The following is a 21,338-nucleotide window of genomic DNA, read 5'->3' as shown; positions in this document are numbered from 1 at the left end:
CACACATAAAGGCAGGGTATTTTCTAAAGATTCTGTGAGCGATTTAAAAGAGCAAGACTTTTTAAATTTGGGGTGTGAGAGATGAGGAGAACATAACTTTTTAGATATAAAGCAATAAATTTATTCTATAAAATCCTTAAGCATTCTCATTACAACTTGTAGCTATAATGCCACTCCTTAATCCATTTTTAACTTTCACACAAGGGACATTATGACTAAGGATTCTAGAATCTTTATTGCAGGACACAAAGGGCTTGTTGGCTCAAGCATACTTGCTTTGCTTCAGGCACAAGGATACACAAATCTCATCACAAAAACGCGCGAGGAGCTTAATTTGCTTGATGGATGGAGTGTTGAAAATTTTTTTGCGACCACAAAGCCGGAGTATGTATTTTTAGCTGCGGCAAAGGTGGGGGGGATTGCTGCTAATAACACTTATCGTGCGGATTTTATCTATGAGAATCTCTCCATTCAAAACCACATCATTTTTAACGCCTATAAATACGGCGTAAAAAAACTTCTCTTTCTTGGTAGCTCGTGTATTTACCCAAAAAATGCCAAACAGCCTATGAGTGAAGATGCTTTGCTCACAAGTGAGCTAGAATACACCAATGAACCCTATGCTATTGCTAAAATCGCTGGAATCAAAATGTGCGAGAGCTTTGCCCTGCAATATGGGTGCGATTTTATATCCGTTATGCCAACTAATCTTTATGGCAACAATGATAACTTTAACCTACAAACCTCCCATGTTTTACCCGCATTGCTACGCAAGATTCACTTAGCTAAACTCCTATTCCTTGGGAAGTTAGAGCAAGTAGAGAACGACACGGGACTACAAGGGGTAGCTTTGCAAGAGTTTTTACAAAGCTATGGTGTGAGTGAAAAAAGTGTAGCGATATGGGGAAGTGGAAAACCACGCAGAGAGCTATTGCACGTGAGCGATATGGCAGAGGCGTGTGTGTTTGCAATGCAGAATCTTAGCTTTAAAGATTGCATTACACATCACAATGAGATTTATCAAAATGAAATTCGCAACACTCATCTTAATGTTGGCTATGGGAGCGATATAAGTATTGCAGAGCTTTCACAGCTTATTAAAGAAATTGTAGGCTTTGAAGGAGAGCTTGTATTTGATACAAGTAAGCCTGATGGCACTTACCAAAAGCTTATGGATTCAAGTAGATTAAACGCCCTAGGGTGGAAGCCAAAAATCCCTTTGAGAGAAGGAATCCAAAGTGTGTATCAGCACTATCTTTCAAAAACTTTAAGGAAACTCAATGACAAAGCCAACGATTAAAATCGCCATAGCCGATTGGTGGGATAGAAGCAATCAAAAAGAATACATACACGAAAATGATATTATAAAGCTTTTATCGCCCTATTATAACTTTGTGTATGATGAAAAGCCGGATTTTTTGCTTTATAGTGTTTTTGGCTCAAATCATCTTAGCTATCAGCACCCTTGCATAAAGATTTTTTACACGGGGGAAAATGTCCGCACAGATTGGAATCTATGTGATTATGGGGTAGATTTTGATTTTCTTAACTTTGGCAATAGACATCTTTATTTGCCACTTTTTGCTTTGCCTGAATGTGCTAAAGACCTTGAAAACGCACTCATCAAACATCAATGCGATGAGAAAATTTTAGAGCAAAAAACAAAATTTTGTGCTTTTATGGTTACAAATGGTGGTGGCGACCCGATAAGGGGAGAAATTTTTGATAAACTCTCTATGTATAAAAAAGTAGATTCTGGTGGGCAGTGGAGAAACAACATTGGGGGAGCTATTGGCGATAGATATAATGATTTTAGAACAAGCAAATACCATTGGCTTAAAGATTATAAATTCCACATTTGCTTTGAAAATTCCTCATACCCGGGCTATGTTACAGAAAAACTCATTCAAGCCTTTAGGGCAGAATGTGTGCCAATCTATTGGGGCGACCCCACACTTTGTGATGAAAAATATGCTGAATATCGCCCTATTTTTAACCCAAAGGCATTTATCAATGTCCATAATTTTGATAGCCTAGATTCTGTTGTGAAGGAAGTAGAGCGACTTGATAATGATTCCGGGGCTTTTCTTGCAATGCTTAAAGAGCCTATGCTACTTCATACACCCAAAAATCAAAAATGGCTAGAAAACACACGGGGGGGGGGCAGCAACTTTATTCTCATATCCTATATGATTTTTTTAATCACATTTTTACTCAAAAAATACATCATCTTGATCCAAATGGTCAGTTTGTTCAAAATATCATCACAAGAAACAAAGATTATATTGCTCTATGTGCCTTGCGAAAAAAGATTAATAATGCTTTCATTCCCAAGCGTTTGCATCATCTTTTTGCTTTTAATAAATTTTTACCATAAGGGGTATGTATGCAAAAACCAAGGATTGTTTTAAAAATAGGAAGCTCAAATCTCTGTAATGGCGAGGCGATTGATGATGGGCAAATTAATGCTGTAGCAAATCTTATTAGTGAGATTAAAACTCGCTTTGATGTGATTTTGGTAAGCTCTGGGGCGGTAGCAAGTGGCTATACGCGAGTGCAGATTGATAAAAGCACATTGCAAAATAAACAAGCCCTTGCAAGTATCGGGCAGCCCTTGCTTATGGAATCTTACCGCAAAGCTTTTGATAGATTCAACATTCCAACAGCTCAAATTCTCCTTGCCGGACACGACTTTGATTCTCGTAAAAGCACCGCCTTTGCACGCAGCACTATTGATGCACTTTTGGCTAACAACGCTTTGCCTATCATCAATGAAAATGACGCCATTGCCACGAGTGAAATTATTTTTGGTGATAATGACAGGCTAAGCGCACACGCAGCGTATTATTTTGGGGCGAAGCTTTTGGCAATTCTCAGTGATATTGATGGCTATTTTGATAAGAATCCGCATACAGATTCTACTGCCAAGCTTCTCCCACAGGTGCATACAATCCCTAAAGACGCCCTTAGCCAGTCCCACACGCCACATAGCAACTTTGCAACCGGCGGGATTGTTACTAAACTTATGGCGGCGGATTTTTTATTGCAACGCCATTGTATGATGTTCCTAAGCCACGGACGCAAACTTGAAGTGCTAAAAAACTTTCTTTTGCATAACACTCAAGATTCTGGAACGCTCTTTTGCCCTGCAGATTCTCAAGGACTGCAAGAGCTATACGCTTTCAAGCAAAAGGCGTGAAATGAAAATTATTCTTGCTGGGACACCGAGCTTTGCAAGTGCTGTTTTTGCACCCCTGCTTGAAGATTGTGCGTTTGAAGTTCTCGCACTCATTTGCCAACCTGATAAGCCCTTTGGACGCAAAGGAGAGCTAAAAGCCCCACACACAAAGGAAATGCTTATTCAAAAAAATCTAAAACATATACAAATCTTGCAACCCCAAAGCATAGATTCTGTTTTTATAGAATCTATCCGTGATTTAAAGCCTGATATGATTTTAGTCGTGGCGTATGGAAAGATTTTGCCACAAGCTTTTTTAGATATAGCCCCTTGTATCAATATCCACGCTTCACTTTTGCCACAATGGCGAGGGGCAAGCCCTATCCAGCAAATGCTCCTAAGCCAACCAAATTTTTTTGGCATAAGTGCAATGAGAATGAATGCAAGGCTTGATAGCGGAGAAATTTTAGGCTTTTCTTACCTTGCTAATACGGGGCAGAATTTTACTCTTTTGTGCGAGGAGCTTTCACGCCTTGGGGGGAAACTCGCCATTAATACGCTTAAAAATTTTAATAAGATTAAACCGCTCAAGCAATATGATTTGGATTCAAGCTATTGCGGGAAGATTCACAAATCTTTTGGCAAGGTGGAGCTTAAAAGTGCCAAAAGTGTGTATCACGCATATCTAGCCTATTGCGAGTGGCCTCATATCTTTATCCAAAGTGCCAATGGCTATACACTCAAACTTTTTGATGTAGAGCTTGTAGAGATAGTGCAATCCCACAAGGAAGGCGAGATTTTAGACATAGATTCTGAATCTATTGTTGTTGGCTGCTTGATGGGGAGTTTGCGTATTGGCTTTTTGCAACAAGAGGGCAAGGCTAAAATCCCCGCTCCGCTTTACATCAATGGCAAACGGCTTAAAATCGGCGATATTTTGAGCTAAATATGCTAGATTCTCAAACACTCAAAATACTTCAAAGGCAAATGTATCATTTTGATACACTCCCCTCTACGCAACAATATGCACTAGATTCTATTAAAAATGAAACTCTGCACAGCCCCTTTTGTATTCACGCAAAAGAGCAAACACAGGGCATTGGAAGCAGGGGCAATCAATGGAGCAGCATTGAATCTGGACTGATGTTTTCTTTTGCCTTAGAGCTTCAATCTCTTCCAAATGATTTAAAACTAGAATCTAGCTCCATATTTTTTGGTGTGATTATGCAGCAGTTTTTACGCTCTCTTGGCTCACAGGTGTGGCTCAAATACCCAAATGATTTATACATAGATGAGCAAAAAATCGGTGGGATTCTCACCCAAAAAGTGCGTGATAGCATTGTATGTGGCATAGGTATCAATCTCATCTCCACAAAATATGCGACTTTAGAATCTTGTATAAGCCAAAAAATTAAGCCGGAAGGCTTTTTAAATGATTTTTTTGAAAGCTTTGTAAAATTTACATCTTGGAAGCAGATTTTTAGTATTTATAAGCTAGAATTTCACAAGAATAATTCTTTCTTTTTTCATTTTCACAATCAGCAAGTTTGTTTAAAAGACACTACACTTAATGATGATGGCTCACTTAATGTGAATGGAGAGAGAATTTATAGCTTAAGATAAAGGAGATACTATGTGTGAAGTCCTTACCATAGCAAATCAAAAAGGTGGCGTGGGCAAGACGACAACCGCTGTTAATTTGGCTGCATTTCTTGCAAATGAGGGTAAAAAAGTGCTTGTGATTGACTATGACCCACAGGCAAATGCCACGACAAGCTTTGGCTTTAGACGCAACAAAATAGAATCTGATATTTATCATGTTCTTACCGGCTCTAAAAAACTCTCTAAAATCATTCTAAAGACAGATATTCCAAACCTTGACCTTGCTCCTTCAAATATTGGACTAGCAGGGATTGAGAAGGAATTTTATAGCAAAAACAGCATTAAGGGTCGTGAGCTGCTTTTAAGCAAAAAGATTGAAGAAATCAAAGATCAATATGATTTTATCATTATAGATTCTCCACCAGCCCTTGGCTCACTCACTGTGAATGCCTTGGCTGCAGCAGATTCTGTGATTGTGCCAATCCAGTGTGAGTTTTTTGCACTTGAGGGTTTATCGCAGCTGCTTAATACAATCAAGCTTTTGAAAGATACTATCAATCCAAGACTTGCCATCAAGGGCTTTTTACCTACAATGTATTCAGGGCAACACAATCTTTCAAGGCAGGTTTTTGATGAGCTAAAAGAGCATTTTAGTAAGGAACTTTTTAAAAATCAAAACGAGTTTGTTATTATCCCTCGTAGCGTGAAACTTGCTGAATCTCCTAGCTTTGCCCAACCTATAATGGTTTATGATGCACGATCTAATGGAAGTGTAGCGTATGAAAATCTCGCACGCGCCATTCTACAAGGAGCGTAAAAACAATGGCTAAAAAGAAATTAGCAATGGGCAGAGGCTTAGGAGCGATACTCGCTGAAACAGCCGAAGCCTATGAACAGAATCTTAGTGATAATTCATCACTTGTCCTAGAGCTTGATATTGACATTATTAAGCCAAATCCCTATCAGCCACGCAAAACATTCAACCAGGAAGCACTACAAGAACTTTCAGAATCTATAAAAGAACACGGCTTATTGCAACCTGTGGTAGTGTATGACAATGGCGATGGCGACTATGTTCTCATCGCTGGGGAGCGGAGACTGCGTGCTTCAAAACTTGCTGGTTTAAGCAATATAAGGGCGATTGTAGCTGAAATTGAACAGAAAAAAATGCGTGAGTTGGCTATTATTGAAAATATTCAACGCGAGGAGCTTAATGCTATTGAGCTTGCACTATCCTATCAAGAGCTACTTGAAGAGTATGACATTACACACGATGAGCTTTCAAAGCGTATCAATAAATCAAGAACGCAAATTACAAATACTCTGCGTTTATTGCAGCTATGCGATGAAGTCAAAACAATGCTAGGTGAGGAAAAAATCACGCAAGGACACGCTAAAATGCTTGTTACATTAAGTGAATCTGAGCAAAAGCTTGTGGCAGATTCTATCGTGGGACAAAAACTAAATGTGCGTGATACTGAAACATTGATTAAAAAAATTAAAGGTGGGCAAGATTCTACCCCCAAAACAAAGCTTAAAGAAGATGTCAAAAAGCTTGATATGTCCATGCTAGAAGAGCTTAGAGAGGAGTTAGCATTGCTTGGGATTCAAAGCAATATCAACGCGACAAAACTCAATGTGAGTTTTAAAAGTGATGAAGAAATTACCATTTTGTTAAAAAAATTGGCAAAATAATACTTCTTTTAAGGTTTAATATATTTTAACCTGTTAGAATGCGTAAAGTTTTTACATATACTTTTCACACTAAGGAGATTAGATGAGCATTACTCTCAATCCATATTTAATGCTACTTGTTTTTGTTACATTTATTCTGCTTATTTATCTACTCAATCAGTGGTTATTTAAGCCCGTAATGTCTTTTATGAGTAATCGTGATAGCTCTATTGAGCGAGATTTATCAAGCACACAAAATCATAGGGGCGATGTTCAGCGTATAGATGAGGAGATTGCACAAATCCTTTCAAACGCAAGAAAAGAGGCAGCTCAAATCCTAGAAGTAGCCACAAAAGAAGCAAAAGCAACATATGAGGAAAAGATAAATGCCAAGAAATCTGAAAATGAGAGTAAGCTTACAGAATATAAAAAAGAGTTGCAAGAGCAACAAACTCAACTTTACAACGACTTGATCGAGCAGCTTCCTGTGTTTAAGCTTGCTTTAGATTCAAAACTTAAACAAATCTAGGAGGGCTATGATGAGAAAATTTTTGTATTGTGCTTTGCTTGTAGCTTTTCCATCTTTACTTTTAGCTTCAGCGAGTATTGAAAATAGCGATTTTATCCCGCGTGTGATCAACTTCGTCATATTCATTGCGATTTTGTGGTATTTTGCTTTTGATTCTGTAAAAGGTATTTTTATAACAAGAAAGAAAGCTATTGCTGCTCGTCTGCAAGAGGTGCAAGACAATCTACATAAAGCAAAACAAGAGAGAGAAAATGCACAAAAGCGTCTAGAAGAGAGTAAGGAAAAAGCAAAGGAAATTGTTAATTCTGCTAAGCAGGAAGAATATCTTATCCGCCAAAAATATGATGATCAAATCAAAAAAGACATTGAACTCTTAAAGTCTGCACTTGAGGCAAATATTGAATTTGAACACAGAAAAGCAGTGCGAACAAGTGTTGAAAATCTCCTAAATGAGCTTACTGCAAATAAAAATTTACAGCTTAATAAAGAAGATTATGTCAATATCATCACAAAAAGGATCTCATAATGTTAAGTATTATCTCCAAGAAATATACTCAAGCTCTCATAGATTCAGGTTGTGATTTAGATGAGGCTCTTAGAATCCTTAAAGGCATTGCTGATGTCATTAAAGACAAAAAAAATGCTGACATTATCGTGTCTCCGTTTTTAAGCAAAGCCCAAAAAGAACAATTTTTACTCAATTCTATTCGGGGTGCTGATACAAAGATTCAAAACTTCTTCCGTCTTATAGCTCAATTAGATAGAATCTTGCTTATCCCCTATATTAGCAATGAACTTGAAAAACGTTTGCTTGCACAGAAGAAGGAATATGCAGCAGTGCTTGTAGGCAAAGATGAACTTGATATCAAAACGCTTGAAAGAATTCAAGATTCTCTAGCCAAGAAGCTCGGTGTAAAGCTTAGTATCAAGCAGGAATTAAGCGGAATAGATGGTATTAAGCTAAGCGTTGAGGATTTAGGTATCGAAGTGTCTTTTTCCAAAGATCGCTTTAGCAGTGATTTAAAAAATCATATTCTCAAAGCACTTTAAATTAACATAAGGAGAAACAAGTGGTAACAAAAATCAAGTCAGAAGAAATTAGCTCAATCATCAAAGAGAGGATTGAAAACTTTAATATCAATATTGATATTAGTGAAACAGGTAAAGTTATAGCTTATGCTGATAGTGTGGCAAAAGTCTATGGCTTAAATAATGTAATGTATTATGAAATGGTAGAGTTTGACACAGGTGATACGGGAATTGCTTTTAACCTTGAAGAAAGTAGTGTGGGTGTCGTTGTCCTTGGGTCCGGACGCACAATCAAAGAAGGCACATCTGTCAAAAGACTCAAAAAACTTATGAAGGTGCCTGTGGGAGATGCTGTTGTTGGACGCGTTATCAATACACTTGGAGAGCCTATTGATGGTAGAGGTGCAATTGAAGCAAGTGAATATCGCTTTGTGGAAGAAAAAGCACCCGGCATTATGGCACGCAAATCTGTTCATCAACCACTCCAAACCGGTATTAAAGCCATCGATGCGCTTGTCCCAATTGGTAGAGGGCAAAGGGAGTTGATTATTGGTGATAGACAAACAGGAAAAACAACGGTTGCTGTGGATACAATCATCAATCAAAAAGGTCAGGATGTTGTATGTATTTATGTCGCTGTTGGACAAAAAGAATCTACTGTCGCACAGGTTGTAAGAAAGCTTGAAGAACACGGAGCGATGGAATATACAATCGTTGTTAATGCTCCAGCATCTTTCTCTGCTGCAATGCAGTTCTTGGCCCCTTATACAGGTGTAACAATTGGTGAATATTTTAGAGATAATGCACGACACGCACTTATCATTTATGATGATTTGAGCAAGCACGCTGTGGCATACCGCGAAATGTCTCTTATCCTAAGAAGACCTCCAGGTCGTGAAGCCTTCCCGGGAGATGTATTCTATCTCCACTCTCGTTTGCTTGAAAGAGCTGCGAAGCTCAATGATGAGTTAGGAGCTGGGTCTCTTACTGCATTACCTATTATTGAAACACAAGCAGGGGATGTGGCGGCGTATATCCCCACAAATGTTATCTCCATTACCGATGGGCAGATATTCCTTGAAACAGATTTGTTTAACTCTGGTATCCGTCCTGCGATTAATGTGGGCTTATCCGTTTCTCGTGTTGGTGGTGCAGCACAGATTAAGGCGACCAAACAAGTAGCTGGGACATTGCGTCTTGACTTGGCACAATATAGAGAGCTTCAAGCATTCTCACAATTTGCTTCAGACCTTGATGAATCAAGTCGTAAGCAACTTGAACGAGGGCAAAGAATGGTTGAAATTCTAAAACAGCCTCCATATTCTCCTTTAGCCATTGAAAAGCAGGTCATTATTATCTATGCAGGTGCAAATGGTTTATTGGATAATATCCCAGCAAATAGAGTTGTGGCTTTTGAAGCTGAACTATATCCATTCCTTGAGGCTAAATACCCTAAAATTTTTGAAGATATTAGCGTAAAAAAAGCTTTGGATAAGGATATTGAGGCAGAACTTAGCAAGGCTCTTGAAGAGTTTAAAATAAGCTTTGGGGCGTAACAAGGAGCTATTATGGGTGGCAACCTTAAAGAGATACGCAAACAGATAACAAGTGTTAAAAATACACAGAAGACAACTAAGGCAATGAAGCTTGTTTCAAGCTCAAAACTAAAAAAAGCTGAAGAATTAGCAAGGCGTTCTAAAGTGTATGCCAATCAACTCAATACTATGTTTGATGATGTGATAGCAAAAATTCGTGTGCGAGGTCTTGATAGTATCAATAGTCGTTTTTTTGCAAACTCCAAGGATAGAGAGATTAAAAAGCTTGACATTATCTTCATTACTGCGGACAAAGGCTTATGTGGAGGATTCAATACAACAACCATCAAAGAAGTTGTCCGCCTTATGGAAAGCTACAAGCAAAAAGGCATAAAGGTTCGCTTAAGAGGTATCGGTAAGAAAGGCATATCGTTTTTTGCCTTTAATGATATTGAGGTTCTTGATAAAGTTATTGGTTTAAGTGCTATGCCCACCTTTGAAAAGGCGGCAGAATTTATCGATGCTGTTGTAGAGGATTTTCTCAATGGTGCGACAGATGAAGTGATGATTGTGCATAATGGCTTTAAAAATATGATTTCTCAGGAGCTTGAGTCTCGTGCTATTCTGCCTCTAACAATCAATGTAGAGCAGGATACACAAGCTTCTATCCTGAATATTGAGCCAGAAGATGAAGAGGATGCTATCCTTGATGAGCTTGCCAAGAAATATATTCAATACAATATGTATTACGCTTTAGTAGATTCATTGGCAGCTGAGCATAGTGCTAGGATCCAGGCTATGGATGCAGCAACCAACAACGCTGGAGACTTGGTAAAAAGTCTTACAATTTCACTTAACAAAGCACGACAAGAAGCAATCACAACAGAGCTTGTTGAGATTAATGCTGGTGTTGAAGCAATTAAATAAACTTATACAAAGGAGAACAAATGCAAGGTAAGATTACGCAGGTAATGGGTCCGGTGGTGGATGTAGAGTTTGACTCGTATTTGCCAATGATTAATGAAGCCATTGATGTTGTATTTAGCATTGAGGGCAAGGAGAATAAGCTTGTGCTAGAGGTGGCTGCTCATCTTGGTGATAATCGTGTCCGCACAATTGCTATGGATATGACAGAAGGTTTAACACGCGCTCAAGAAGTAAAGGCTCGTGGCAAAATGATTGAGGTGCCTGTTGGTGAGGCGGTGCTAGGAAGAATCTTTAATGTTACAGGTGATGTTATTGATGGTGGTGAACCACTTGCAACTGACCTTAAATGGGCAATTCACCGCGAAGCACCAAGCTTTGAAAACCAAAGCACAAGAACAGAAATGTTTGAGACAGGTATTAAGGTTGTTGATTTACTTGCCCCTTATTCTAAGGGTGGTAAAGTTGGGCTATTTGGTGGTGCCGGAGTTGGTAAAACCGTTGTCATTATGGAGCTTATTCACAATGTTGCCTACAAGCATAGTGGTTATTCTGTATTTGCGGGTGTTGGTGAGAGGACGAGAGAAGGAAATGATCTCTATAATGAAATGAAAGAAGGTGGCGTTTTGGATAAAGTTGCACTCTGCTATGGACAAATGAATGAGCCACCGGGTGCGAGAAATCGTATCGCTTTTACAGGTCTTACTATGGCTGAGTATTTCCGAGATGAAAAAGGGCTTGATGTTTTGATGTTTATTGACAACATCTTCCGTTATGCGCAATCTGGTTCTGAAATGTCTGCTCTTCTTGGACGCATTCCATCTGCTGTTGGTTATCAGCCAACACTTGCAGGGGAAATGGGCAAACTTCAAGAAAGAATCACTTCAACCAAAAAAGGTTCTATCACATCAGTTCAAGCCGTATATGTTCCAGCAGACGACTTAACTGACCCAGCTCCTGCATCTGTTTTTTCTCACCTTGATGCTACAACAGTGCTTAACAGAAAGATTTCTGAAAAGGGTATTTATCCTGCCGTGGATCCACTTGATTCTACTTCTAGAATCCTTGATCCACAAGTTGTTGGAGAAGAACACTACAAAATTGCAACTGGGATTCAACAAGTATTGCAAAAATACAAAGATTTGCAAGATATTATTGCAATTTTGGGTATGGATGAACTTTCAGAAGAGGATAAGCAAGTTGTTGATAGAGCTAGAAAGATTGAAAAGTTTCTCTCTCAACCCTTCTTCGTTGCTGAAATCTTTACGGGCAGTCCGGGTAAATATGTAACACTTGAAGAGACGCTTGAAGGCTTTAAAGGAATTCTTGAAGGCAAGTATGATGATATTCCTGAAAATGCTTTCTATATGGTGGGCAATATCCAAGAAGCATTGGAAAAAGCACAAAAACTTAAAAGTGCATAGCAGGAGATAATATGGAACACCTTACTCTAAGCGTTGTTACTCCTTATGGGAGCATCTATAATGGCGAGGTAAAGTATGTCATTATGCCTGGCAGTGAGGGAGAATTTGGTGTTTATCCCGGACATTGTAACCTTCTCTCACTTCTCAAGGTCGGTGTGATTGAATTTGAAAATATGCAAGGTGGCAAAGATCTTGTAGCCATCAATTGGGGATACGCTGAAGTCTCTGCCACTGATGTGAAAATCATAGCTGATGGTGCGGTTGCTATTGGTGGGGGTGCAGAATCTGAAATTGCTTCAGCACTTGATAATGCTAAGACACTTCTTGCTGAAGCCACAACAGACAATACGCTTATAGGAGCCGTAGTGTCTCGTATTGAAAACGCAGCAAAGAGTAGAATCTAGCCTATGGATTTTCTCAAGACTTTCTTCACAGAAAGCACGATAACAACAATTATCGTGCTTTTATGGCTTTCATTATATTTTCTTCTAACTCTTTGGATATATATTTACAAAAATTTTACGCTAGGTGAATGGCTCTCATCAGAAAAACATCATCTTGAAATGCTTATAGCCAAGAGTATTCTTATTCCTAAAAATGCACTCATCAATGCACTTCTTGAGAAAAGTGAGGGGCGTATTTCAAAGGAAATTTTGCAAGTATGGAAGCTTAAAGCCACACAAAGAGCAACTGCTTCGTTAGTATTTTTAAGTATTATCGCTTCAACTGCACCTTTTATAGGACTTTTTGGCACTGTGGTTGAGATTCTAGAAACTTTTAGCGTGTTGGGGGGAGGCAATGTGTCGTTTGATGTTATTGCACCCGTAATTTCAAAGGCACTTGTGGCTACTGCCGCTGGGATTCTTGTCGCTATCCCTGCATATTCTTTTCATCTGCTTCTCAAACGCAAAGCATATCACATCATCACTTGTATTCAAATGCAGATAGACTTGATTCTAGCGAGTAAGTAGCAAAAGATGAATCTTGATGAGTTTGATTGGGAAGAAAAGCCTGAGCTAAATATCACGCCTCTTGTTGATATTATGCTTGTGCTCTTGGCTATCCTTATGGTAAGCACCCCTACTATCACTTATCAAGAGGACATTACACTTCCTAAAGGTTCAAAATCAAAAAAAATTGCTAAAGATTCTATGATTGAAATTCGCATAAGCGCTGATAGAAAAATTTATATCCGCGACAAAACCTATGAATTTAAAAACTTCGCCGATAGTTTTGTTCTGTTTAGCAAAAATTTTGATAAAGATACGAGTATATTTATTCGGGCTGATAAAAATCTCAAATATGAAGACATTATCTATATTTTAAAAGTTGCAAAAGAATCTGGCTTTCTCAAAGTATCTCTTGTAACTAGTAGCTAAAATGAACAATGCTCTTTTATTTATCACAAGTGGTGTTATCTCATTTTGCATTTATTTTCTGCTCCTTATTGCTCTGATTTTTACCTTTTTTCGTCAAGAGCCCACACATTATTCTTCTTTGCAAGAATCTGCTCTAGCACTTAATGCCATTAGTATTGAGGCAATTATTGATGACAAGCCCTCACCTGCCCAAAACAAGCAAGATTCAAGCTTAAATAACCCTTTGGCTGGTTCTGGCATAAAAGATATGTTTAGCAAAATAGATAGTGATACACCCACGCAAAATACGCCTATTGGTGATGATAGAGAAAAATTAGAGCAAAACACCAAAACTGATAAGCTTAAAGAACTGCAATCCTCTACCCAAGAGTTGCAAAACAAACTGTATAGTTTGAGTAACCTCACAATCAGCACAGATACAAGCCAAAATGATGGGGAATATGATGAATGGTATGCACAAATTGAAAAAATTATGCTCCAACAATGGCAAAAGACTTTTTCTATTGAAGAAAAAATGCAAGCATTAGTCTATATTCACATAGCAAACAATGGAGATTTTAGCTATAACATTGTAAAATACTCCGGCAATGTAGCCTTTGATGATTCTTTAAAAGCTGTGCTTGAGGAATGCAAACAAATGCGTTTTCCTCCGCACCCAAAAGGCTCAAAAGAGATTGCTACTACTTTTAAAAATTAAAGGAGTCCTATGAGATTTGTTAGTCTAATACTATTATTTAGCTTAAAGCTTTTTGCCATTGATGCGACATTAGAAATAGTCAAAAATGGCAATAAAATTCCCTACATTATGGTAGAGAGACTAAATGCTGAAAATGCAGATTTTGGGGCAAAAGTGCTTAAAATGCTTGTCGCTGACCTTAAAGTGAGCGGGCATTTTCAAGCTGATGATGGCGGAGTCAGTAAATCTTTAGAGATAAACTACAAAGATTATGCAGACAAGAAAGTAGATTTACTCGCACAGATTAAAGTTGCTAAATCCTCCAACACACTAAATGCCACTATTTCACTCTACGATATTAATGCCTCAAAACATATCTACACCAAAAGCTACACTGAAAATGACATAAAACGCTTTCCCTTTTTGGCTCACAATATGACAATTGATATAAACTCATATATTAAAGCCCCTAGTATTCAGTGGATGCAACGCCTTGTTGTGCTTTCTAGCTATGTAGGTTCTGGTAGTAGTGAGATTCTCATTTGTGATTATACTTTGACTTACCAAAAAGTCGTTGTTAAGGGTGGATTAAACATTTTCCCAAAATGGGCAGATTCAAAACAAGAAAGCATTTATTATACAAAATATCTTGAAGTGCCAACCATTGTTAAGCATAATCTTGCCACGGGGCAAATTGAGCAGCTTGTAGGCAGTGAAGGAGTTGCTATTGTCTCTGATGTAAGTAAAAATGGCGAGAATCTCATTTTAAGCCTTTCTCCTACTGCCCTTTCTGATTTATATATTTTTAACACAAAAAGCAAGAATCTTCGCAGGCTAGCAAACTATTCAGGCATTGATGTTGATGGCAAATTTGTCAATGATGAAAAGGAGATTATCTTTGTATCCGATAGACTTGGTTATCCAAATATCTTTATGATGCGACTTGATGGCGGTGGCACAGAGCAAGTCGTGCTGCACGGAAGAAACAATAGTGCCATTACCTCAAATGGTAAATATGCTGTTTATACAAGCCGTGAGACAAATAATGAATTTGGTGGAAACACCTTTAATCTTTATCTTATCTCTCTCGCTCCGGGATCAAACTATATCCGTAGATTAACAGCAAATGGTAAAAATCAAATGCCAAAATACTCTAGTGATGGAGGGAGCATTATGTATCTTAAGCATTACAAAAATCAAAGTGCATTGGGCATTATCCGTGTAGATTACAATGCAAATTACTTTTTTCCACTCAATAAAGTAAAGATTCAAGCTTTTGACTGGTAAAAGTATTATGTATTTACTTTTACAAAATACAATCAGGGCATACTACTTTAAAGGAGGCAAAATGAAAAAATACATTGCAATAGGTGTTCTAGCCGCTCTTATGTCGGTTGGTTGTTCGGAGCCTGAAGCTGCAGATACTGGATCTGGCACATCTGCAAGTTCTGGTCAAGATAACTTTGTGGATTTGGCAGCAGATACAGCTGCTGGATACGCAAAAGTTTTGTTTGATTTTGACAAATATGATATCCGCCAAGATATGGAAGATGGATTAGAAAAAAGTGCAGCAGCCCTTAAATCCACGGGTGCTAAGGTAGTGCTTGAAGGTCATACAGATTCTTATGGATCAGATGCTTACAATTATGCACTTGGCACAAAAAGAGCAAATGCGGTAAAAAATGCACTCACAACTCGCGGTGTTAATGCTTCTCAAATCAAAACCGTGAGCTATGGTGAAAGTAAGCCAACTTGCACAAGTGGAGACACTCCTGAGTGCAATCAAGAAAACAGACGCGTTGAGTTTAAACTCGCCAAATAACGCATTTGGGGATTAGAAATTGAAAAAGCCTTACCTTTTTTTACTTCTTTTCCCCTTTTTTTGTCTCGCCGAACCCTCTGCATTTGAGAAACAAAGCGGTGCGACAAAAAATGATTTAAAAGCTCTACAAAGTGTTGTTACCAAGCTTCAGCAGAAGGTAGAGACTATCCAACAAGCTCAAGAGGGCATCTTGAGCTTTCACGAATCTCAAAGCTCAAAGATTCAGCAACAGCTCATTCAAGCAACACAAAATGCAAAAGACATTGAAGAGCTTAAAACGCAAACCGAACTTTACAAAAAGCTACAGCAACAAGTTGAGACAAATACTCAAAATATTACCTTGCTTAAAACGCAGATTCAAGAGCTAAACACAAGCCTTAAAACACTCAATCAAACAATCCTTGATGAGTTAAAAAAACTCAATACTACTCCGACACAAGACGAGTCAAATGTCACAAATGTAGATTCTGCCAAATCAGTTGCTTTTACAAAAGACAAGGCAAAAAAGGCGGAAATCTTTACTCAAGCACAAGATTTATTCAAAAAAACGGAATATGATTCTGCAAAAGCTCGGTTTGAATGGTTGCTCACTCTCAATTACAAGAAAGCAGAGAATCATTTTTATTTGGGTGAGATTGCTTTTATCAACAAAGCCCACAATGATGCCATTTATCACTACAAACAAAGTGCATTGGCAAATGATCGGGCAAAATATATGCCCACACTTTTACTCCATACTGCTCAATCTTTCAACGCTATCAAAGATACAAAAAACTATAATAAGTTTTTGGATTCCTTGATAAGCAACTACCCTACGAGCAAGGAAGCCCAAAATGCAAAAAAACTTAAAGAAAAAAAGGATAAAAAATGATTGCACAAAATAAAGTTGTCAGTATAGAATATGAAGTGTTTAATCAAGAGGATAATGCTCTCCTTGATTCAAACAAGGGAGGTTCGCCATTAGAGTTTCTTGTCGGCTCAGGACAGATTATCAGTGGGCTTGAAAATGCACTTATAGGTGCGAAAGTTGGCGAAAATATTAAAGCCACAATCAAGCCGGAGGAGGCTTATGGTGTCTATAAAAGTGATTTTATCCACGAAGTTCCACGCGAGCAATTTGAGGGCATTGACCTTAAAATTGGAATGACACTTTTTGGACAAAGCGAAGATGGGCAAACTGTCCAAGTCATCGTAAAAGATTTTAACGATAAGGCTGTTATGGTTGATTACAATCACCCACTCGCTGGCAAAACCTTGCAATTTGATGTCACAATCCTTGATGTGCGTGAAGCAACAGAGGCAGAAATTCTTCAAGGTGGTGTTGGTGGAGGCTGTGGCTGTGGAAGTGGTGGCGGACACGGCGGTGGAGGCTGCTGTGGTGGAGGACATAGCCACGGCGGTGGAGGTTGTGGGTGTAGCCACTAAAGGCTTAGAATCTAAAGCATTGCTTTAGATTCTGTAACGGAGGGCAAGCGTCTCTGGTGGGCGTCGTGGGCTTCAAACCCACTGAAGGGGTAGGTGTCTAGTCCTTGGGGAGTTCGATTCTCTCGCCTTCCTGCCAAGCAATGTTGCATCTTCAAATCACAAGTTAAGGATCTTTATGGAAGCTCAACTTATGGCACTTGCAGTTCAAACTTACAAACTCACCTTGATTTTATCGCTCCCTATGCTTTTGGCTGGACTTATTGTGGGGCTGCTCATCAGTATCTTTCAAGCAACAACGCAAATCAATGAGATGACACTTACTTTTGTGCCAAAGATTCTTGCTGTTGTGGTTGTAATCATCTTTGCAATGCCGTGGATGATTAATATGATTACCGATTATACGCGTATGCTTTTTACGATGATTTCTACTATCAATTTCTAAGCAATGCAAACCAAACTCATCAATTTTGCCACCTACTCAAGCCTAAAAATTGGCTCTCCCCTTGAAGTTTCTCTTATACAAACCCCAAAAGATTGTAGCCTTGCACTTTCTAACAATATGCAAATCATTGGCAAAGCAAACAACTTGCTTGTTTCCCCCAAAGCTAAGAAACTTGCTATACTTGATAAAACTTTTTCATACATCACTGATTATGGAGAATATATTGAGGTCGGCGGAGCATATAGCTCTGGGCGAATTTTTAGCTATTTTAAATCTCATAATCTTAATGGCTTAGAGTTTCTTCAAGCCTTGCCCGGGAGCCTTGGGGGCTTAGTCAAAATGAATGCGGGTATGAAGCAATATGAGATAAAATCAATTTTGCACTCCATTAATGTCAATGGAGAGTGGCATAATGTCAGCTCATTTCCTATGAATTACCGAGATAGTGGCATTACAGGCATAATTTTAGCGGCAAGATTTTATAAAAAAACAGGCTTTGATACAATGCTTTATCAGCAATGCAATGCTCTGCGGAAACATCACCCAAAAGAGCCAAGCTGCGGAAGCTGCTTTAAAAACCCAAAGAATGATTATGCAGGGCGTCTTTTAGAATCTGTGGGCTTAAAGGGATATAGGATAAACGATATTGCGTTAAGCGAGCAGCACGCAAACTTTCTTGTCAATAAAGGCAAGGCAACTTTTGAAGATGCCCTAGCTCTCATAGAGTTTGCCAAAAAGCGTGTTTTTGAGCTAAGCGGCATAGCTTTAGAATGCGAAGTGCAGATTCTACACTAAGCTCTTTCTTTACCCCTTCTCCTACAATCAAGCATAAATGCCACAAAGCTGATTGTGGCTAAAAGTCCCAAGGGTAATATCGGCGACATATAGCGAGTTTCTGCCACGGGGGTAAAAAGCACGATAAACAACGCACTAAAGAAACCCGCAAATCCTACACTAAAGCTAAACATAAGTAAGCTATTGCGTAATTTTTTCTTAACTAACCACATTATAAGAGATATTATCATAATCCCAAAACTTAAAGCCACACCCCAAAAATGATTGAAAAGCAAACGATGCTCATACAAAAAATTATAGATTCTCTCCTGCGTGGGTGTAAGCGTAATGCTTCGCTCAGATTCAGGAAAGCCACTTAGTAATGAAATATGCCACGGATGCCACGCTTTACCTTGCAAAGCTTGAGTATCAAATATCCAGCCCGGATTCTGAATCCACATAGCATTTAAAAATCGCCATTCGTGCTGTATAAAATTTACAGGGTGCTTTATAATAGATTTTAGCCACTGATTATAAAGCCCATCAATCTTGCCGTGTGGAATAGGACGCTCATCATCATATCCCCAAAACACATTAAAAGGGTCTGCATTAAGCGGATATTTTTTATACAATACCTTAATATCCTCCCATCCCTTATGGGGATAATACCACTCATCTTTAAAACAAGTGCTATCATCAGCAGACACACAAGCCCCTGCAATTTGATGTAAAAATGGATGATTTGCAGAATATGAGCCACCAACACTTAATGCCCTTGGCACAATAATCACTACACAAAGACATAAAATCGCACAGGCTATCACTCCATTTATATATTTTTTTACAAATACTTTAGTATTAAATCCACGATTACAAAGCCACATATATACAAGCACAAAACTCACAGGAAATACGCTAAAAATCGCATTATGTCGCCATAAAATCGCACAAAAGAATACTATACCAATAAGCCACCACATTATTTTTGATTTTTTAGCAGATAAAGGCACAAGTAGCATAAAAAGCACCATAGAATAGCCACAAAATAAAAGCATAGGCAAGGCAAAGCTATGATATTGTATAAAATTTTGAAAGTAAATATTGCCTACAAGAATGGGAAAGAGCAATAAAAATGCAAAAACACTTCTAAAGCGGATATAAAAGCCCCATACTAGAAACAAGATTCCAGCATAAAAAGGCACGAGATTAAACAAAAACAAATAATACAAATGCTTCCCAAAAATAAAATATAAAAACTGCATTACATAGGCAATAAATACAGGATGGGCATTATTTTTAACTAAACCAATTGAATTATAAGTATCACCAATAATGTGATACCCGGGGAAGCCAAGCCAAAATTGAAATACAAAAAGAGAAGCTATCACAATAGCACTTAAAACGAGAAAGGCTTTATCTTTAAGTGAAAAGTCTAAAAGCGTCAAATCTTTTGTTATTTTAGGATATTTTGATTCAAACGCACTAAAATACATTTTACAAAACACAAGCAACACCCAAAGCCCAATACCTATCACCAAAATAAGAATAAGTCGTTTAATGGGATATCTTAAAGTATTGCTTAAAATCTTGCTTTCATATCCCAATATACCGATACTTTGCCCAACTTCAAGCGGTGAATCTAGCGTGATTGCAACAAAATGACTATCCTTAGAATCTTGAACTATCCGCTCCACTCCGCCAAGATTTAAACCCCTTAATCTATCACTCCACTCCACACTAAGAGGCGTTATCTCCACAAAATGCTTTTGTGTCCTAAAAATAGGATTCTCAAATTTTAATCGCACATTGTAAGAAAATGTCGTAGGCTCTATATTTTCACACGCCTTTTCACAAGCGTTAAACTCTGCAAGGTTGTTGCCATCAATATTACCCATCTCCTTGCATTTTTCCTTACACGCTAACACTTGGGGAAATGCTTCACCCTCCACAACCATATCCGCATAATCTATCCTATCCTTACTCATAAAACGCAAGGCTAGAAAGATAATCACCACAAGCATAAGCAAAACAAACCACACGCTAAGGGCAATTTTACTCCCTTTACTTAATCGCACAGATTTTAGAATCTCAATCATTTGCACTCCTTTTTTAGATTAAAAACTTTTCCATAAATGACAATCTTTCTTGTATAAAAGCCATAAAATGCCACAAGCAAAGATGCTAAAACCTTTGCTATAATCGCTTCAAATCCCAAAAACTCCACACATAGCCATAGGATTAGCGTATTTAGCCCTATACCTATAATGTTGATAAGATAGGTTAGCCCCACTTCTAAGCCTCTATGCAGATGTGTCTCTCCAAACACAAATCGCCGATATAGCCACACACCAACGCCACTAGCTAACACAAACATAATAAGTGAAGCAAGAATATAATGCACGCCAAAAAACTTATATAAAATATAGAATCCTGCAAGTTCTGCAAGGGTAATGCCTCCACCGATACAGAAAAATAGTGTGAGCTGTTTTAAGCTTTTATGTGTTTTAGAATCTAGATTCTGCGTTGTCTTTTTAGCACTTTCAAGGGAGTTTGATTCTTGTGCATCGGCACTACCGCTTAGGTAGCTTCTCGCACAAGAATCTACACAACCCTTGAAATCATCTAAAAATACTTCCGCAGAGGGTGTTTTGGATTTTACAGAATCTAGATTCTGTAAAAATTCGCCCTTGTCTATACAATTTGAACGATTGAGCGAATTAGAGAGATAGTCATTATCGCTTAGATAACTCCTACCCTCTAATTCGCTCAAAGCCTCCAAATCCATAGAGCAACTGCTAGAATTTGTGGTTTTGTTTGCGTGATTTGTTGGTAGAGAATCTAGAAATTTGTCATTTTGAGCCTTTGAAAAAGGCGAAAAATCTTGTTTAGATTCTACATTAGATACTTCGCCCTCAAAGGCTTCAG

Annotated in this window: 25 protein-coding genes and 1 tRNA gene; 24 read left to right on the top strand and 2 right to left on the bottom strand. The window is 38.3% G+C overall.

Annotated features, from left to right (window positions below; translation table 11 throughout):
* The first annotated feature begins 211 nt into the window (after positions 1-211).
* The 24 genes from EBF12_RS03610 (at position 212) to EBF12_RS03500 (ending at position 18,434) form a co-directional block, all read left to right on the top strand.
* Complete coding sequence (locus tag EBF12_RS03610) at positions 212-1,300, top strand: GDP-L-fucose synthase family protein (RefSeq protein WP_121726442.1); 1,089 nt, start codon at positions 212-214, stop codon at positions 1,298-1,300.
* Positions 1,281-2,411 (top strand): glycosyltransferase family 10 domain-containing protein, encoded by a 1,131-nt coding sequence (locus EBF12_RS03605; protein ID WP_121726441.1) that lies wholly within the window; start codon positions 1,281-1,283, stop codon positions 2,409-2,411. The genes EBF12_RS03610 and EBF12_RS03605 overlap by 20 nt, the downstream gene beginning before the upstream one ends.
* On the top strand, positions 2,387-3,199 hold the full coding sequence (gene proB, locus EBF12_RS03600; RefSeq protein ID WP_121726440.1) for a glutamate 5-kinase: 813 nt from the start codon (positions 2,387-2,389) through the stop codon (positions 3,197-3,199). The genes EBF12_RS03605 and proB overlap by 25 nt, the downstream gene beginning before the upstream one ends.
* A gap of 1 nt (position 3,200) precedes the next feature.
* Positions 3,201-4,124, top strand: coding sequence for a methionyl-tRNA formyltransferase (locus EBF12_RS03595; protein WP_121726439.1), 924 nt, complete (start codon positions 3,201-3,203; stop codon positions 4,122-4,124).
* 2 nt (positions 4,125-4,126) lie between these two features.
* Positions 4,127-4,801 carry a biotin--[acetyl-CoA-carboxylase] ligase gene (locus tag EBF12_RS03590; RefSeq protein ID WP_121726438.1) on the top strand — a complete coding sequence of 225 codons (675 nt, stop codon included), beginning with the start codon at positions 4,127-4,129 and terminating at the stop codon, positions 4,799-4,801.
* Between the two features lie 10 nt (positions 4,802-4,811).
* Entirely contained in the window at positions 4,812-5,597 is a 786-nt protein-coding gene (locus EBF12_RS03585; RefSeq protein WP_121726437.1) for a ParA family protein, read from the top strand.
* A 5-nt stretch (positions 5,598-5,602) separates the two neighbouring features.
* Positions 5,603-6,475, top strand: coding sequence for a ParB/RepB/Spo0J family partition protein (locus EBF12_RS03580; protein ID WP_121726436.1), 873 nt, complete (start codon positions 5,603-5,605; stop codon positions 6,473-6,475).
* A gap of 82 nt (positions 6,476-6,557) precedes the next feature.
* Positions 6,558-6,983, top strand: coding sequence for a FoF1 ATP synthase subunit B' (locus EBF12_RS03575; RefSeq protein WP_121726435.1), 426 nt, complete (start codon positions 6,558-6,560; stop codon positions 6,981-6,983).
* Between the two features lie 7 nt (positions 6,984-6,990).
* Positions 6,991-7,509, top strand: coding sequence for a F0F1 ATP synthase subunit B (locus EBF12_RS03570; RefSeq protein WP_244196340.1), 519 nt, complete (start codon positions 6,991-6,993; stop codon positions 7,507-7,509).
* Positions 7,509-8,033, top strand: a complete 525-nt coding sequence (locus tag EBF12_RS03565; protein ID WP_121726434.1) for a F0F1 ATP synthase subunit delta — start codon at positions 7,509-7,511, stop codon at positions 8,031-8,033. Before EBF12_RS03570 ends, EBF12_RS03565 begins: the two co-directional genes overlap by 1 nt.
* A 20-nt stretch (positions 8,034-8,053) precedes the next feature.
* Entirely contained in the window at positions 8,054-9,568 is a 1,515-nt protein-coding gene (gene atpA, locus EBF12_RS03560; RefSeq protein WP_121726433.1) for a F0F1 ATP synthase subunit alpha, read from the top strand.
* A 12-nt stretch (positions 9,569-9,580) separates the two neighbouring features.
* Positions 9,581-10,474, top strand: coding sequence for an ATP synthase F1 subunit gamma (gene atpG / locus EBF12_RS03555; RefSeq protein ID WP_121726432.1), 894 nt, complete (start codon positions 9,581-9,583; stop codon positions 10,472-10,474).
* A gap of 20 nt (positions 10,475-10,494) precedes the next feature.
* Entirely contained in the window at positions 10,495-11,895 is a 1,401-nt protein-coding gene (atpD, locus tag EBF12_RS03550) for a F0F1 ATP synthase subunit beta (protein ID WP_121726431.1), read from the top strand.
* Positions 11,896-11,906: 11 nt separating this feature from the next.
* Positions 11,907-12,299 (top strand): ATP synthase F1 subunit epsilon, encoded by a 393-nt coding sequence (gene atpC, locus EBF12_RS03545; RefSeq protein ID WP_121726430.1) that lies wholly within the window; start codon positions 11,907-11,909, stop codon positions 12,297-12,299.
* Positions 12,300-12,302: 3 nt separating this feature from the next.
* On the top strand, positions 12,303-12,866 hold the full coding sequence (locus EBF12_RS03540; RefSeq protein WP_121726429.1) for a MotA/TolQ/ExbB proton channel family protein: 564 nt from the start codon (positions 12,303-12,305) through the stop codon (positions 12,864-12,866).
* Positions 12,867-12,872: 6 nt separating this feature from the next.
* Positions 12,873-13,274 (top strand): ExbD/TolR family protein, encoded by a 402-nt coding sequence (locus EBF12_RS03535; RefSeq protein ID WP_121726428.1) that lies wholly within the window; start codon positions 12,873-12,875, stop codon positions 13,272-13,274.
* Between the two features lies 1 nt (position 13,275).
* On the top strand, positions 13,276-13,971 hold the full coding sequence (locus tag EBF12_RS03530; protein WP_121726427.1) for an energy transducer TonB: 696 nt from the start codon (positions 13,276-13,278) through the stop codon (positions 13,969-13,971).
* Between the two features lie 9 nt (positions 13,972-13,980).
* The gene (gene tolB, locus EBF12_RS03525; protein WP_121726426.1) at positions 13,981-15,237 is read left to right on the top strand and encodes a Tol-Pal system protein TolB; all 1,257 of its coding nucleotides are present in this window, start codon (positions 13,981-13,983) and stop codon (positions 15,235-15,237) included.
* A gap of 61 nt (positions 15,238-15,298) precedes the next feature.
* On the top strand, positions 15,299-15,772 hold the full coding sequence (locus EBF12_RS03520; RefSeq protein WP_121726425.1) for an OmpA family protein: 474 nt from the start codon (positions 15,299-15,301) through the stop codon (positions 15,770-15,772).
* Between the two features lie 19 nt (positions 15,773-15,791).
* Positions 15,792-16,643, top strand: coding sequence for a tetratricopeptide repeat protein (locus EBF12_RS03515; protein WP_121726424.1), 852 nt, complete (start codon positions 15,792-15,794; stop codon positions 16,641-16,643).
* Complete coding sequence (locus EBF12_RS03510) at positions 16,640-17,197, top strand: FKBP-type peptidyl-prolyl cis-trans isomerase (RefSeq protein WP_121726423.1); 558 nt, start codon at positions 16,640-16,642, stop codon at positions 17,195-17,197. Before EBF12_RS03515 ends, EBF12_RS03510 begins: the two co-directional genes overlap by 4 nt.
* Positions 17,198-17,234: 37 nt before the next feature.
* Positions 17,235-17,333, top strand: a tRNA-Sec gene (locus tag EBF12_RS11055).
* Positions 17,334-17,372: 39 nt separating this feature from the next.
* Complete coding sequence (fliQ, locus tag EBF12_RS03505) at positions 17,373-17,639, top strand: flagellar biosynthesis protein FliQ (RefSeq protein WP_121726422.1); 267 nt, start codon at positions 17,373-17,375, stop codon at positions 17,637-17,639.
* A gap of 3 nt (positions 17,640-17,642) precedes the next feature.
* Positions 17,643-18,434: a UDP-N-acetylmuramate dehydrogenase gene (locus tag EBF12_RS03500; protein WP_121726421.1), complete on the top strand. Its 792-nt coding sequence runs from the start codon at positions 17,643-17,645 to the stop codon at positions 18,432-18,434.
* On the opposite strand, the gene EBF12_RS03495 is transcribed toward EBF12_RS03500, so the two are convergent.
* Positions 18,431-20,509 (bottom strand): hypothetical protein, encoded by a 2,079-nt coding sequence (locus tag EBF12_RS03495; protein ID WP_121726420.1) that lies wholly within the window; start codon positions 20,507-20,509, stop codon positions 18,431-18,433. The two genes, EBF12_RS03500 and EBF12_RS03495, sit on opposite strands and share 4 nt — an antisense overlap.
* Positions 20,506-21,338 (bottom strand): GtrA family protein (locus EBF12_RS11670; protein WP_244196339.1); only part of this gene is annotated, 833 nt, incomplete at its 5' end. The genes EBF12_RS11670 and EBF12_RS03495, both read right to left, overlap by 4 nt.

The sequence above is a fragment of the Helicobacter labetoulli genome (assembly GCF_003670275.1).
GTDB classification, from domain to species: Bacteria; Campylobacterota; Campylobacteria; order Campylobacterales; family Helicobacteraceae; genus Helicobacter_C; species Helicobacter_C labetoulli.
The sequence above is the reverse complement of the archived record's forward strand: the minus strand, read 5'-3'. Positions and strand labels throughout refer to the sequence as shown.